The following is a 16,086-nucleotide window of genomic DNA, read 5'->3' on the forward strand; positions in this document are numbered from 1 at the left end:
ACGGCCCGATGACGGACGCCACGTTCCGGGCGGATCTGATCCGGCCGGTGCACGAACTGCTCGCCGGGCACGCGGCCCGGCAACCGGACCGCGTCGCCTTCAAGGACGGCCGCCGCTCGGTCACCTGGGCCGAACTGGACCGGCGCACGGCGCGGGTCGCCGGACACCTGGTGGGCCTGGGACTGGGCCGCGCCGAGTCGGCGGTGATCTACCTGCCGAACCGGCTGGAGACGGTGGAGAGCTATCTCGCCGTCACCCGTGCCGCCGGCGTGGGGGTGCCGCTGAACCCGCGGTCGACCGACCCGGAACTGGCCCACCTGCTGGCGGACTGCGCGGCCCGGGTGGTGATCACGGGCGCCGCGCAGCTGCCGCAGGTGCGCCGGGTCCTCGCGGACCGGCCGGACGTCGTGGTGATCCTGGTCGGGGACCCCTCCGAACCGGGGTTCGCCGAGGCCCGCGACGAGACGCTGCCGCTGTGGGAGGTGCTGGCGTCGACGTGGTCGCTGCGCGACCCGCCCCGCGACGACCTGGGTCTGGACGAGCCGGCCTGGATGCTCTACACCTCCGGCACGACCGGCCGCCCCAAGGGCGTCGTCTCCACGCAGCGCGGCTCCCTGTGGGCGACGGCGGCGTGCAACGCCCCGCTGCTGGGGCTGTCGCCGCAGGACCGCGTGGTGTGGCCGATGCCCCTCTTCCACGCGGTGGCGCACAACATCTGCGTGCTCGGTGTGGTCGCCGTCGGCGCGAGCGCCCGCATCACCGACGGTCTGGCGGCCGAGGAGGTGCTGCTCCGGGCGCGGGAGGAGGACGCCACCTTCCTGGTGGGGGTGCCGACGCTGTTCCACCGCATGGTGGAGCTCGCCCGCTCCGGCGCCGTCGAGGTGCCGCGGCTGCGGGTGTGCATGGTCGCGGGCTCCTCCTGCCCGCGGTCCCTGCACGAGGAGTTCCGGGCCGCCTTCGGCATCGGGCTGCTGGACAGCTACGGCTCCACCGAGACCGGCGGCGCCATCACCACCAACCTGCCCGGCGGACCGTACGTGCCGGGTTCGTGCGGGGTGCCGCTGCCCGGGCTGACGCTGCGGCTGACCGATCCGCGCACCCGCGCGGAGGTCGAACCGGGCGCCGAGGGCGAGATCTGGGTCTCCAGCCCCGCCCTGATGCTGGGCTACCACCGGCAGCCGGAGGAGACCGCCGCCGTCCTGTCGGACGGCTGGTACCGCACCGGTGACCTGGCCCGGCAGGACGCCGACGGCTATGTGACGATCACGGGCCGGCTCAAGGAACTCATCATCCGCGGCGGGGAGAACATCCACCCGCGCGAGGTGGAGCAGGCGCTCGCCGCGGCCCCCGGGGTGGCCGACGCGGCCGTGGCGGGCATCCCGCACGAGTCGCTCGGCGAGGTCCCGGCGGCCTACCTGGTGCCGGGCCCGGAGGGCATCGACGTCGAGGCCGTGCTGGCCGTGTGCCGGGAACGGCTGTCGGCGTTCAAGCTGCCGGAGGAGATCCACGAGATCGCCGAGGTGCCGCGCAACCCGGCCGGGAAGGTCGTCCGCAAGGAGCTGGCCGGTCTGCCCGGCCGGCTGCTGTGGCGCCGGAACCGGCGGGCACCGGAGCCGGTCCTGCGGTACACCGGCGCCGCCGACCTGGGCCTGGACGACACCGGTCATCCCCTGCTGACCGCGTGCGTCGAGCTGCCCGGCCGGCAGGAAGTGGTGTACTCCGGCCGTCTCACCGCCGCCGGGACCGACCCCTCGCTGCTGCGGCGGACCGGCGGCGGCACGGTCCTGGCCGGATCCGCGCTGCTGGAGCTGGTGCTGTACGCGGCGGGCCGGGCCGGCTGCGCGCGCGTGGCCGAGCTCGCGGCCGAGGACCCGCTGGTGGTGCCGCGCGAGGGCGGTGTGCAGCTGCGGGTGACCGTGGGCGCGGCGGACGGCGCCGGTGTCCGGCGCGTGGAGGTGCACGGGCGGCGGGACGCGCACGGCGCCGCGGGCCGCCCGTGGACCCGGCACGCCACGGGTGCGGTGGCGCCCGGCGCCGTGCCGGAGCCGGACGGCCCGGGGGCCGTGTGGCCCCCGCGGGACGCCCGCCGCGAGGGCGCCGGTGACGCCGCGCCGGACGACCGTACGCCGGGCGCGGTGTGGCGGCGGGACGACGAGGTGTTCGCGGAGGTGTCGCTGCCGGACCGGGCCGCGGCACGGGACGGGTTCGAGGTGCACCCCGCGCTGCTGGAGGCGGCGTTCGCGGCCGCGCTCGGGCGGTCACCGGAACCGGCGGCCGCGGTGTCCTGGCGCGAGGTGTCCCTGTACGCGGTGGACGCGTCGGTGCTGCGGGTGCGGCTGCGGGCCGCGGCGGACGGGACCTGGGCGGTGGACGCCGCGGACGGTGCCGGGGACCCGGTGCTCACGGCGCGCTCGGTGACGTTCGCGCCACCGGCCCGCCGTACCGTCCGGGCGGCGTCCGCGGCCCAGCAGGACGGCCTGTTCGAGGAGGTGTGGGACGTCTGCGACCTGCCCCGCGCGACGCCGCGGCAGGAACGCTGGACGGTCGTCGGCGCGGACCCGCTGCGGGCCCGCCCGGGGCTGATGTCGGCCGGCCGCTACTGCGAGACCCGGCCCGGTCTGCCGGAGCTGCTGTCCTCGGTGGAGGAGGGCGCCCCGGTGCCGGACGTGGTGGTCGTGTCACGGGCCGGGGCCCCGGAGGGCCCGTCGTCCGCCGACGCGGTGCGCGCGGCCGTCGACGAGGCGCTGGGCTGGGTACGGCACTGGGCCGACCCCCGCTTCGCGCACAGCCGTCTGGTCGTGCTGACCCGCGGCGCTCTCGCCGCCCGGGAGGACGGTGTCGCGCCGGACCCGGCGGCCGCCGCGGTGTGGGGGCTGATCGGCGCGGTCCAGGACCGGGCGCCGGGCCGGTTCACGCTGATCGAGACCGACGACGTCAAGCGCTCCTGGCGGCGCGTGCGGGACGCGGTCGCCTCGGGCGAGCCCCGGCTCGCGCTGCGCGGCGGCGAGGTCCGCCGGCCGCGAGCCGCCCGGCTGCCCGCGGCGGTCGCCGGCGGCTTCCCGGAGGCCGGGCGGATCGCGCTGTTCGCCGCGGGTGAGGAGGCCGGTCCGGCGGAGTTCCTGCCGGCCGTGTGGCCCGGGTGCCGGCCGCTGCTGGCGGGGCCGTTCGCGAAGAACGCGGCCGACCGGACGCCGGCGTCCGCCGGGCCCGGCGACCTCGTGCCGTGGGAGCCCGGCGACCCGGCCGGATCCGTCCGGGCGCTGCTCGACGAAGGCCCCGCGACCGTGGTGTTCTCCGCTTCCGTACGGGCCGAGCGGGACGCCGACGTGGACGCCGCGCTGCGCCCCGTCGTGGACCCGGCCCTGGAGCTGGTCCGCTCGGCGCCCGCCCGCGCGGTGACGTCGGTGGTGTTCGTCACGCCCGGCCCGCGGGAGGCGGGACCGGCGGACGCGGCGGTGGCGGCGGTGTTCGACGTCTGCGCCCGCCGGCTGCGGGAGGCGGGGGTGGCGGCCGTGTCGGTGCGCGGTCCGGCCGGACCGCCGGAGGAGGCCGCCGACCTGTTCGCCGCGGCCGTCGGCGCCGGACGGCCGGCGCTCACCGCCGAGCGGCCCGGGATACCGCGCCCGCGCACCGTCGCGCCCCTCACGGCGAGCGCCGCGCTGCTGCGCGGCCTCGCACCGGGTGCGGTCCGGCGGGCCGCGCGCGACGCGCTCGCCGACCCCGGCGGACTGCGGCACCGCCTGGCCGCGCTCACCGGCGCCGAGCAGGAGGAGATCCTGCTGCGTCTGGTGCGCGAGCACTTCGCGACGGCACTGGGCCGCACGGGCGCCGGACAGGTGCCCGCCGACCAGGAGATCCGCGACCTGGGGTTCGACTCGCTGACCGCGCTGACCGCGCGCAACGCACTGGAGTCGGCGACCGGGCTGTCGCTGCCGGCGTCGGTGGTCTTCGACTTCGCGACGCCGGCGGGGCTGGCCCGTCATCTGCGCGAGGAGCTGCTCGCCGGCTGAGGCGGGCCGGCGAGCCGGGCGGCAGGGCACCGGACGGGTGCGCTGCCGCCCGGTGCCGTCTTCGACGCCGCCACGAACGCCGGCCCCGGGGCCGGCCAGGAGGAGGAAGAGATGCGTGTCGAGAACGTCCACATCGAGTCGCTGGGCGTGGTGCTGCCCGCCTGGGCCAGTGCCGAGCAGGCGGTGGCGGAAGGCCGTCTGGACGCCGAGGTGCAGGCCGCGAACGGCCTGACCGGGGCCCATGTCGCGGGGGACGTGCCGGCGATGGACCTGGCGGTGTCGGCGGCGCGGATCGCACTGGACCGCTCGAAGATCGACCCGGAGGACCTGGGGGCGCACATCCACAGCGCGGTCCACTACCAGGCCCCCGAAGGCGCCTACCCGCCCGGCTACATCCTGCGGGAGCTGGGGCTGGGCCGGCTGCCGGCGCTCTTCCTCCAGCAGGGCTGCGACGGCATGCTCAGCGCGCTGGAGGTGGCGATCGGCAAGCTCACCGGGGCCGCCGGGGCGGGGTCGGTGCTGCTGACGACGGGGGAGAACTTCTCCTCCCCCACCATGGACCGCTGGCGGGGCTTCGGGCAGGCCTACATCCTCGGGGACGGCGCGGCGGCGGCGCTGGTCAGCGACGAGGGCGGGTTCGCCGAGGTGCGGTCGCTGAACTCCGGTGTGCTGCACGAGCTGGAGAAGTGGCACCGCGGTGACGGTCCGCTGGTGCTGCGCGAGGGAGCCGGGCCGATGTCCGACATGGCCGAGCGGGCGCAGCGGTTCACCGAACGCGAGATGCCGCTGTCGGAGACGATGGAGAAGCTGACCCTGTTCGACCTGGAGATCATCCAGCGTTCCCTGGTGGACGCCGGGATCAACGCCTCGGACCTGGCGAAGGTCGTCCCGATCAACATGGACGGCCGGATGATCGAGTACTCGATCATGATGCCGCTGGGGCTGACGATGGACCGGTGCAGCTGGGAGTTCGGCCGGTCGGTGGGGCACGTGGGCGGCGCGGACGTGTTCATCACCCTGGAGCACCTGGTGCGCACCCGGGCGGTGTCCCCCGGCGACCACGTGCTGCTGGTGTCGCAGGGGCCCGGCTGGCTGTGCAGCGCGGCCGTGGTCACCGTCACCGGGGTGCCGCACTGGGCGGAGTGACCGCGCGGCACGGACGGGGCCCGCTTCCCCTCTCGGGTGAGAGGGGAAGCGGGCCCCGTCCGTGCCCTGCACCGCGTCAGGTGCCGAGGCCGGTCAGCCAGCCGTCGGTGGCGTCGGCGGTGGAGCGGGCGTGCGCCTCCATCATGGTGAAGTGGTCGCCGGGGACGTCGAGCACGGTGTGGGCCCGGTCCCAGGACGTCTGCCACTCGTGCGCGGGCAGCTCCTCCCCGGGGGCCGGGGGCACCGGCGGCTCGCTGGAACGCACCAGCAGGACCGGGCAGTCCAGCGGACCCGGCTCCCACTCGCCGACGAGCGCCACGTACCAGCTCATGGCGGTCAGCCGGTCGGTGTCCATGTGCGCGAACATCGACTCGCGTTCGAACATGCCGCTCAGCATCTGCTGGGAGAAGCGCAGGAACGGCGAGTCGGCCCGCGGCATGTAGGTGTCGAGCAGGACGACGGCGGCCGGGGCCGCGCCGCGCTCCTGCAGGCGCCGGGCCGCGGCCAGGGCCAGCACGCCGCCGGAGGAGGAGCCGAGCAGGACCGCCGGGGTGTCGCCGACGGTGCGGTGCACGGCGTCGGCGTGCAGGTCGGCCACCGCGTCGAAGGTGGCGGGCAGCGGCTCCCCGGCGCCGAAGCCCTGGGTGGGCAGGGCCCACACGTCGCGCCGGCCGCGGAAGCGGGAGGCGAACCGGGCGTACTGGTGGACGCCGGCGAGGGCGACGTAGGAGCTGAAGCACACCAGGGGTGCGGCGGCGCCGCCGGCCGACAGGCGGATCGCCTCCGGGAGGGACGGCAGGTCGGCCGGGGCGGTGAAGGTGGGACGCAGTCCGGCCGCCGCCTGGAGCAGCGTGAAGCCGTCGTCCACCCGGCCGTCCAGGCAGGCCGCCTTGAACAGGCCGCCGATCGTGTCCTCGGCGCGGACCGGCGGGCCGGCCGGAGCCGGGCCGCCGGCGGGTGCGGCGGCCTGCTGCGGCTCCGCGTCGAGGCGCCGGTGCAGGTGGGCGGCGAGCGCCTCGGGGGTGGCGTGGTCGAACAGCAGGGTGGGGGGCAGCGTGAGACCGGTCGCCGAGGCGAGGTGGTTGCGCAGTTCCACCACCGTCAGGGAGTCGAAGCCCTGCTCGGTGAAGAGGCGGTCGGGTTCGACCGCGTCGGCCGAGGGGTGGCCCAGCACGGTGGCGGCCAGGTCGCGGACCAGTCCGAGCAGGCGGGCGCGGCCCTCCTCGGGCGTGGTGCCGGCGAGCAGGCGTGAGGGGGCCGGTCCGGTGGGGCCGGACCCGACGGTGCGGCGGGTGGGGGCGGTGGGCGTGGGGCGGAGCATCGCGCGTACTCCCGCGGTGCCCGAGCCGGTGCGTACGGCGATCACCGCGGGGTCCGCGGCGGTCAGCGCGTCGTCCAGCAGGGCGAGGGCGTCGTCGGTGGCGAGCGGGCGCAGGCCGCCGCGGGCCAGCCGGCCGCGGTCGGTGGCGGACAGGCGGGAGGTCATGCCGCTGTCGCCGTCCCACAGTCCCCAGGCGACGGAGACGGCGGGCAGTCCCAGGGCGTGGCGGTGGGCGGCGAGCCCGTCGAGGAAGGCGTTCGCGGCCGCGTAGTTGGCCTGGCCGGGTGCGCCGAAGGTGCCGGCCGCGGAGGAGAACAGCACGAACGCCGTCGGGCCGAGGTGCGCGGTGGCGTCGTGCAGGTGCCAGGCGCCGTCGGCCTTGGGACGCAGCGCGGTGTCCAGACGGCCGGGGTCGAGGGCGGTGAGCACGGCGTCGTCGGTGACGCCGGCCGCGTGGACGACCCCCGTCAGCGGCGCGTCGCCGGGCAGCCGGGTCAGCAGCCGGGTGACCTCGGCGCGGTCGGCGACGTCGCAGGACTCCAGCCGGACCCTGGCCCCCAGCGCGGTCAGTTCGGCGACCAGGGCGTCCGCGCCGTCGGCGGCGGGGCCGCGGCGGCCGGCCAGCAGCAGGGAGCGCACGCCGTGCCGGGTGACCAGGTGGCGGGCGACGGCCCGGCCGAGGGTGCCGGTGGCGCCGGTGACCAGGACGGTGCCGGCGGCCAGGCCGGGCGCGGGGGCGCCGGTGGCGGCGGGGGCCACATCGGGGTGCAGGAGGCGTCCGTCGCGGACGGCGCCGTGCGGCCGGCCGGCGGCCACCGCGGCGAGCAGGGCCCGGTCGTCGGCGTCCGCGGACTCGCCGGGCAGGTCCAGCAGCTGGAACCGGCCGGGGTGTTCGGCCTGCGCGGAGCGCACCAGTCCCCACAGGGCGGCGCCGGCGATGTCCGGCAGGGCCGCTCCGGGAGACGCGGTGACCGGACCGGCGGTGACGGCGGCGCGGGTGACGAGGACCAGCCGGGAGTCGGCGAACCGGTCGTCGGCCAGCCAGCCGCACATCAGCTCGTGCGTCCGGGTCAGCAGGCCCCGTACCGCGTCGGGTGCCGCATGGCCGTCGGGGCTGCGGGGTTCGGGGGCCACCAGGACCAGTTCGGGCATGGTCATGCCGGTGTCGACCGCCTTGGCCAGGGCCTCCAGGTCGGCGTAGGTCTCCAGGTGCACGCCGGCCCCGTCGAGGGCCGCGGCGACGCGGTCGTCACCGGTGCCGAGGACGACCCAGCGCACCGACTCCGCGCGGGGCGTGGCCGGCAGCGGCAGGGTCGCCCGCCAGTCCAGGCGCAGCAGTTCGGGCCGGTCGGAGCCGTCGGCGGGGTTCACCGCGCGCAGGGTGATCGCGTCGGCGGTGGCGACCGGCTGCCCGGTGGTGTCGGTGACGAGGACGGAGTAGCCGTGCTCGTGCCCGGCGGAGGCCAGCCGCACCCGCAGGGCGGTGGCGCCGGTGGCGTGCAGGGTCAGCCCGGTCCAGGCGAACGGCAGCATGGGCGCGGCGGGTTCGTCCGCCGGAACTCCCGGACGCCGGACCAGGAGCGCCTGGAGGGCGGCGTCCAGGAGCGCGGGGTGCAGGCCGTGCCGGGCGGCGTCCTGCCGGTACGGCTCGGGCAGTTCGACCTCGGCGAAGACCTCGTCGCCGCGCTGCCACACGGTGCGCAGCCCGCGGAAGCCGGGCCCGTAGCAAAACCCGGCCGCGGCGAAGGCGGCGTAGGGGTCCTCGTCGGAGACGACGACGGCGCCGGGCGGCGGCCAGGCGGCCAGGTCGTCCGCCGGCGGGGAGGGGACCTGCGGGGCGAGGACGCCCCGGGCGTGCAGGCGCCAGCCGGTTCCGTCGCCGGCGGGCCGCGACCAGATGCCGAAGGGACGGCGCCCGGCCTCGTCGGGAGCGTCGACGGTGACCTGGACGGGGACGGCGTCCCGCTCCGGTACGACGAGCGGGCTGAGCAGGGTGAGTTCGCTCAGGTGGCCGCAGCCGGCCCGGTCGCCGGCGTGTACGGCGAGGTCGAGGTGGGCGGTGGCGGGCAGGATGACCTGCCCGAGGACGGCGTGGTCGGCGAGCCAGGGCTGGGTGCGCGTCGACAGCCGCCCGGTGAACAGCAGCTCCCGCGAGCCCGCCCGGGTGATCTCGGCGTCGAGGAACGGGTGACCGGCGGGGTCGGCTCCCCCGGCTCCGGCGACCGCGCCGGCCGGCACGGTGGGCAGCCAGTAGCGCTGCCGCTGGAAGGCGTACGTGGGGAGCGGCACGGGCCGGGCGCCGGGCAGCAGCGCCGCCCAGTCGGGGTCGGCGCCGTGGACGAAGAGGGTGGCGACCGCGGTGAGCAGCCGGCGCGGTTCGGACCGGTCGCGCAGGACGGCGGCGGTGAACACCGCGTCCCGCGCGGCCTGCGGCTCCGCCTCGGTGAGGACCGCCTCGGCGAGGGCGGTGAGCCGGCTGTCGGGGCCCACCTCCAGGAAGCGGCGGGCGCCGAGGTCGCGCAGGCGCAGCAGGGCGTCGTGGAACCGGACCGGCCGCCTGACGTGCCGTACCCAGTACTCGGGGTCGGTGAGCAGGCCGGGTTCCGCGGCCGAGCCGGTCACGGTCGACACGACGGGCAGGGCCGGCTCGGCGTAGGACAGTCCGGTGACGACGGCCCGGAACTCCTCGAGCACCGGCTCCATCAGGGGCGAGTGGAAGGCGTGGCCGACCCGCAGCCGGGTCGCGCGCCGGCCCTGCCGGGCGAAGTGCGCGCAGACCTCGGCCACGGCGTCCTCGGTGCCGGAGACGACGGTGTCGTCGGGCCCGTTGAGGGCGGCGACGCCGATCTCGTCCTCCCGTCCGGCCAGCAGCCGCGTCACCTCCTCCTCGGTGGCCCGTACCGCGGCCATCGCGCCGCCCGCCGGGAGGGCCTGCATCAGGCGTCCGCGGGCGGCCACCAGGGTGCAGGCGTCGTCGAGGGAGAGCACGCCGGCCACGTGGGCCGCGGCGATCTCGCCGACGGAGTGGCCCACGAGCACGTCGGGGCGTACGCCGAGCGACTCCAGCAGCCGGAACAGCGCGACCTCGAAGGCGAAGAGGGCGGGCTGGGCGTACTCGGTGCGGTGCACGAGGTCGGTGTCGTCCCCGAGCACGGCCTCGCGCAGGCCGGGGACCCGTGCGCAGACGGCGTCGAAGGCGTCGGCGAACACCGGGAAGGCGGCGTGCAGTTCGCGGCCCATGCCGGGGCGCTGGGCGCCCTGCCCGGTGAACAGGAAGGCGGTGCGCCCGCCGGTGCGGGCGGTGCCGGTGACGGTCGCCGGCAGCGGGGTGCCGTCGGCGAGGGCCCGGAGCTGGGCGGTGAGGTCGTCCTGGCCCGCGCCGATGAGCACGGCCCGGTGGGGGAAGGCGGTGCGGGTGGTGGCCAGGGCGAGGGCGGTGTCGGCCGGTGCCACGCCGGGGTGCGCGCTCACGTGGTCGAGCAGGCGGCGGGCCTGGTCGCGCAGGGCCTGCGGGTCACGGCCGCTGACGACCCAGGGAACATCGCCGGACGGCCTCTCCCCCGGGTCGGGGGCGGGTTGTCCGGGTGCGGCCTCGAGGACGACGTGCGCGTTGGTGCCGCTGATCCCGAAGGACGACACCCCCGCGCGCCGTGGCCGGTCCCCGGGCACGGTCCACTCCCGCGCCCCGGTCAGCAGCTCGACCGCGCCCTGGTCCCAGTCCACGTGCGAGGACGGCGCGTCCACGTGCAGCGTCGCCGGCAGCACACCGTGCCGCATCGCCAGCACCATCTTCATCACGCCCGCCACACCGGCACCCGCCTGCGTGTGACCGATGTTGGACTTCACCGACCCCAAATACAGCGGACGCTCCGCGTCGTGCTCCCGCCCGTAGGTGGCGAGCAGGGCCTGCGCCTCGATCGGGTCGCCCAGCCGCGTGCCCGTGCCGTGCGCCTCCACCGCGTCCACCTCCGCCGCCGACAGCCCCGCGTCCGCGAGCGCGGCCCGGATCACCCGCTGCTGGGAGGGGCCGTTGGGCGCGCTCAGCCCGTTGGACGCGCCGTCCTGGTTCACCGCCGAGCCGCGCACCACCGCCAGCACCGGGTGCCCCTTGGCGCGCGCGTCCGACAGCCGCTCCACCAGCAGCAGACCGCCGCCCTCGGAGAACCCGGTCCCGTCCGCCGCGTCCGCGAACGCCTTGCACCGGCCGTCCGCCGCCAGCCCCTGCTGCCGGCTGAAGTCCACGAACAGACCCGGCGTCGACATCACGGTGATGCCGCCCGCCAGGGCCAGGTCGCACTCCCCCGCGCGCAGCGACCGCACGGCCAGGTGCAGGGCCACCAGGGACGCGGAGCAGGCGGTGTCGACGGTGACCGCCGGACCCTCCAGGCCGAAGGTGTACGACAGCCGGCCCGACATGACACTGGCGGAGTTGCCGGTGCCCAGGTGGGCCCCGACCTCGTCGCCCGGTGCGATCGGGCGGGAGGTGTAGTCCTGGTAGTTGGTGCCGGCGAAGACGCCGGTGCGGCTGCCGCGCAGCGCGCGCGGGTCGATCCCGGCCCGCTCGAACGTCTCCCACGCCATCTCCAGCAGCAGCCGCTGCTGCGGGTCCATGGCGAGGGCCTCCCGCGGCGAGATGTTGAACACGCCCGGGTCGAAGTCGGCGAAGCCGTCGAGGAAGCCGCCGGTGAGCGTGGAGGTGCGGCCGGCCCGTCCGGGCTCGGGGTCGTAGAGCGACTCCGGGTCCCAGTCCCGGTCCTGCGGGAAGGGGCCCATCGCGTCGGTGCCGTCGGCCAGGAGCCGCCAGAACCGTTCGGGGGTGTCCGCGCCGCGGGGGAACCGGCAGGCCATGCCGACGATCACGACGGGGTCCTGTGCGCTGTCCGCGGGCGACGGCGCACCGGCACCGGAGGCGGAGAGCCCTCGCCGGGGGGCGAGCTGCCCGTCGAGGTGCTCGGCGAGCGCGGCCGGGGTCGGGTAGTCGTAGACGAGGGTGGCGGGCAGCCGCATGCCGGTCGCCTCGCCGAGGGCGTTGCGCAGTTCGACGGCGGTGAGGGAGTCGAAGCCGAGTTCGCGGAAGGCGCGGGCGGGTTCGACGTCGTCGGGGCTCGGGTGGTTGAGGACGTGGGCGATGTGGGCGCGGACGAGGTGCAGCAGGGCGTGCCTGCGGTCCGCGTCGGAGAGGGCGGCGAGCCGGACGAGGAGCCCGTCCCCGGTGTCCTCCGCGTCCGGGTCGCCGGCGCGGGGCGCGGGCCGGTTCGCCCGCGGGCGCTCCAGGTCGGGCAGGGCGGCGTACAGGCGCCGGGGACGGCCCTTGTCGAGTTCGGCGCCGAAGACCTCCCAGTCGATGTCGGTGACGACCAGCGCGGTGTCGTCGTGGTCGAGGGCGTCCTGGAGGGCGGTGACGGCGACGGCGGGGTCCATCAGGCGCACGCCGTGCCGCTGGAGGCGTTCGCCGACGGTGCCGGAGGCCATGCCGCCGTCGGCCCAGCCGCTCCAGGCCACGGCGGTGGCGGGCAGTCCGCGGGCGCGGCGGTCCTCGGCGAGGGCGTCGAGGAAGGCGTTGCCGGGGGCGTAGTTGCCGTGTCCGGGGCTGCCGAAGACGCCCGACGAGGAGGAGAACAGCACGAACGCGGACAGGTCGAGCCCGGTGGTGGCGGCGTCGAGGTTGAGGGCGCCGCCGACCTTGACCCGCAGCACCTCGGCGAGCCGGTCGGGGGTGAGGGAGCCGATGACGCCGTCGTCGAGGACGGCCGCGGTGTGGAAGACGGCGGTGAGGGGCCGGTCGGCGGGGATGGCGGCGAGCAGGGAGCCGAGGGCGTCGGGGTCGGCGATGTCGCAGGCGGCCAGCTCGGCGCGGGTTCCGTGGGCGGCGAGTTCCTCCAGCAGGCCGGCGGCGCCCTCCGCGTCGGGGCCGGAGCGGCTGACGAGCAGCAGGTGCTCGGCGCCGGAGCGGGCGAGCCAGCGGGCGACGTGCCGGCCGAGGGCTCCGGTGCCGCCGGTGACCAGGACGGTGCCGCCCGGCCGCCAGCGGCGGCGGCCGGGCAGTCCGCCGGTGGCGGCGCGCTCCAGGCGGCGGCCGAGGACCCCGGTGGGGCGGACGGCGACCTGGTCCTCGTGGTCGGTGCCCGCGAGGACCGTGATCAGCCGGTCGGCGGCGCGGTCGTCCAAGCCGGCGGGCAGATCGGCCAGACCGCCCCAGCAGTCGGCCTGTTCCAGCGCGACGACCCGGCCGAAGCCCCAGATCAGGGCCTGGGCGGGGTGGTCGGGGCCCGTCCCGGGCGCGGTGGCGACGGCGCCCCGGGTCAGGAACCACACCGGCAGGCGGGTGTTGAGGTCGTCCATGGCCTGGACGAGGGCGACGGTGGCGGCGAACCCGCCGGGCAGCAGCGGGTGGCCGGGGTGCGGGGTGTCGTCGAGGGCGAGGAGCGAGAGCACGGCCTGCGCCCCGTCGGCCGCGCCGGACAGGGCGGCGGTGAGGGCCGTGCGGTCGGCGGCGGGGTCGACGACGACCGGGACGCAGTCGGCGCCGGCCCGGGTGAGGGCGGCGCGGACCGCGGTGGCCTCGGGACCCTCCTCGTGGCCGCGGGGCACCAGCAGCGGCCAGCGTCCGGTCAGCGCGGGGGCGGGGCGGTCGGCCAGGGGGTGCCAGGTGATGCGGTAGCGCCAGCGGTCGGCGGTGGCCCGGTCGGTGCTGCGCCTGCGGTAGCCGGCCAGGGCGGGGGCGAGGGCGGAGACGGTGTCCGGGTCCAGGTCGAGGGCGGCGGCCAGGGTGTCGAGGTCGCCCGCCTCGACGGCCCGCCAGAACGGGGCGTCCGCGGTGCCGGCGGCGGTGTCGGCGGCCGGTGCGCCGGTGAAGGCGGGCCAGTAGCGGCGGCGCTGGAAGGCGTAGACGGGCAGGTCGACGCGGTGGGCGGGCTCGTCGTGGACGGCCGTCCAGTCGACGCGGCCGCCGCGCACGGCGAGGGCGGCGGCGGAGGCGAGGAAGCGTTCGGGTCCGCCCTCGGAGCGGCGCAGGGTGCCGAGGACGGCGCCGTCGGTGATGCCGAGGTCCTCCAGGACGTCGCCGACCGCGGTGGTGACGACGGGGTGCGGGCCGGCCTCGACGAAGACGCGGTGCCCGGCTCCGGCGAGGTCCCGCACGGTGGTCTCGAAGCGGACCGGGCGGCGGACGTTGTCGTACCAGTAGGCGGCGTCGAGGGTGGTGGTGTCCTCGACGCGGGCCCCGGTGACGGTGGAGTGGAAGGGGATCCGTGCGGGGCGCGGGCGGACCGGCGCGAACCCGGTGAGCAGTGCGTCGCGGACCTCCTCCACCTGCGCGCAGTGGGAGGCGTAGTCCACGGGGACGCGGCGGGCTCGGACCCCGGCGTCGGTGAGGGTGGTCAGGAGTTCGGCGAGCGGTTCGGCGTCCCCGGAGACGGTGACCGAGCGGGGGCCGGTGACCGAACCCACCGAGATCCGGCCCTCGTAGGGGGTCAGGAGCCGTTCCACCTCGGCGAGCGGCAGGGGGACGGCCACCATGCCGCCGCGGCCGGTGATGGCGGTCAGTTCCCGGGAGCGGGTGACGACGACGCGGGCGGCGTCCTCCAGGGTGAGGACGCCGGCGATGTGGGCGGCGGCGATCTCGCCCTGGCTCTGCCCGGCCACCGCGGCGGGGCGCACTCCGCAGGCCATCCACAGCCGGGCGAGTGCGACGCAGACGACGAACAGGGTGGGCTGGACGACGTCGAGACGCTCCAGCGGCGGGGCGCCCGGTGCGCGGCGCAGCACGTCGAGGACCGCGTAGTCGGTGAACGCCTCGACCGCGGCGGCGGCCTCGTCGAAGAAGCGGCGGAACCGCGGGTCGGCCGCGTGGAGTTCGGTGGCCATGCCCTCCCACTGGGGGCCCTGGCCGGGAAAGAGGAGGACCGGGTCGCCGTCGGTGTCGGCGACGCCGCGCACGACGGCCGCGTCGGGTGTGTCCTCGGCGAGTGAGGCCAGGCCGCGCAGGAGATCGTCCCGGTCGCGGGCGACGACCACGGCCCGGTGTTCGAGGGCGGGCCGGGTGGTGGCCAGGGACCAGGCGAGGTCGGCGGGGCGGGGCGTGCCGTCGGGGGCGGCCCGCAGGTGGGCGGCGAGACGGGCGGCCTGCGCGCGCAGGGCGGCGGCGGTGCGGCCGGAGACGGGGAAGGCCCGGGCGCGGGGGGTGTCGTCGGCCGGCGCGGCCGTCTCGTCCGTGTCCGGCTCGGGGGCCTGTTCGAGGATGACGTGGGCGTTGGTGCCGCTGACGCCGAAGGAGGAGACCGCGGCGCGGCGCGGCCGGTCGCCGGTGCCGGGCCAGTCGCGGGCCTCGGTGAGCAGTTCGACGTGGCCCGCGCTCCAGTCGACGTGCCGGCTGGGCCGGTCGACGTGCAGGGTGGCCGGCAGGCGGCCGGCGCGCAGGGCGAGGACGGTCTTGATGACGCCGGCGACTCCGGCGGCGGCCTGGGTGTGGCCGATGTTGGACTTCACCGAGCCGAGCAGCAGCGGCCGGTCGGCGGGCCGGTCCTGGCCGTAGGTGGCGAGCAGGGCCTGCGCCTCGATGGGGTCACCGAGGGTGGTGCCGGTGCCGTGCGCCTCGACGGCGTCGACGTCGGCGGGGGCGAGTCCGGCGGAGCGCAGGGCCTGCCAGATGACGCGTTCCTGGGACGGCCCGTTGGGTGCGGTCAGGCCGTTGGAGGCGCCGTCCTGGTTGACGGCGGAGCCGCGCAGCACGGCGAGGACGGGGTGGCCGTTGCGCCGGGCGTCGGCCAGCCGCTCGACGACGAGGACGCCGGCGCCCTCGCCCCAGGCGGTGCCGTCGGCCGCGTCGGCGAAGGCCCGGCAGCGTCCGTCCGGGGACAGCCCGCGCTGGCGGCTGAACTCGAGGAAGATCGTCGGGGTCGACATGACGGTGACGCCGCCGGCCAGGGCCAGGTCGCACTCCCCCGCGCGCAGCGCCTGCGCGGCCAGGTGCAGGGTGACCAGGGAGGAGGAGCAGGCGGTGTCGACGGAGACGGCCGGCCCCTCCAGGCCCAGGGTGTACGAGATGCGCCCGGAGAGCACGCTGGGCGAGTTGCCGACGCCGTCGTCGCCGGCGTTGTCGGAGTGGGCGAGCAGGGCCGGGTAGTCCTGGAGGTTGGTGCCGGAGAACACGCCGGTGCGGCTGCCGCGCAGGGCGAGCGGGTCGATGCCGGCGCGTTCCAGGGCCTCCCAGCAGATCTCCAGCAGCAGCCGCTGCTGCGGGTCGGTGCCGACGGCCTCGCGCGGGGAGATGCCGAAGAACGAGGCGTCGAAGTCGGCGACCCGGTCGATGAACCCGCCGGTGCGGGTGTAGCTGCGGCCGGGTGTGCCCGGTTCCGGGTCGTAGAGCGACTCGACGTCCCAGCCGCGGTCGCGCGGCCAGTCGGTCATCGCGTCCGTGCCGTCCTCCAGCAGCCGCCACAGGTCGTCGGGGCCGGACACGCCGCCGGGGAAGCGGCAGCCCATCGCGACGATCGCTATGGGTTCCCTCTCGCGGGCCTCGGCCGCCGCCAGCCGCTGTCGCGTCCGGTGGAGATCGGCCGTGACCTTCTTCAGGTAGCCGAGGAGCTTGTCCTCATCGCTCATGCGTTC

At 77.0% G+C, this 16,086-nt stretch carries 3 protein-coding genes; 2 read left to right on the forward strand and 1 reads right to left on the reverse strand.

Annotated features, from left to right (window positions below; translation table 11 throughout):
* Positions 1–8 precede the first annotated feature (8 nt).
* A complete protein-coding gene (locus GL259_RS03865; RefSeq protein ID WP_159529175.1) occupies positions 9–4,010 on the forward strand; it encodes an AMP-binding protein in 4,002 nt (1,333 codons plus the stop codon).
* A 111-nt stretch (positions 4,011–4,121) separates the two neighbouring features.
* On the forward strand, positions 4,122–5,156 hold the full coding sequence (locus GL259_RS03870) for a ketoacyl-ACP synthase III family protein (RefSeq protein WP_159529177.1): 1,035 nt from the start codon (positions 4,122–4,124) through the stop codon (positions 5,154–5,156).
* 76 nt (positions 5,157–5,232) lie between these two features.
* Here GL259_RS03870 and GL259_RS39270 read toward each other — a convergent pair whose 3' ends face one another.
* On the reverse strand, positions 5,233–16,080 hold the full coding sequence (locus tag GL259_RS39270; RefSeq protein ID WP_159529179.1) for a type I polyketide synthase: 10,848 nt from the start codon (positions 16,078–16,080) through the stop codon (positions 5,233–5,235).
* Positions 16,081–16,086: the final 6 nt, after the last annotated feature.

Source organism: Streptomyces sp. Tu 3180 (genome assembly GCF_009852415.1).
Classification (GTDB): domain Bacteria; phylum Actinomycetota; class Actinomycetes; order Streptomycetales; family Streptomycetaceae; genus Streptomyces.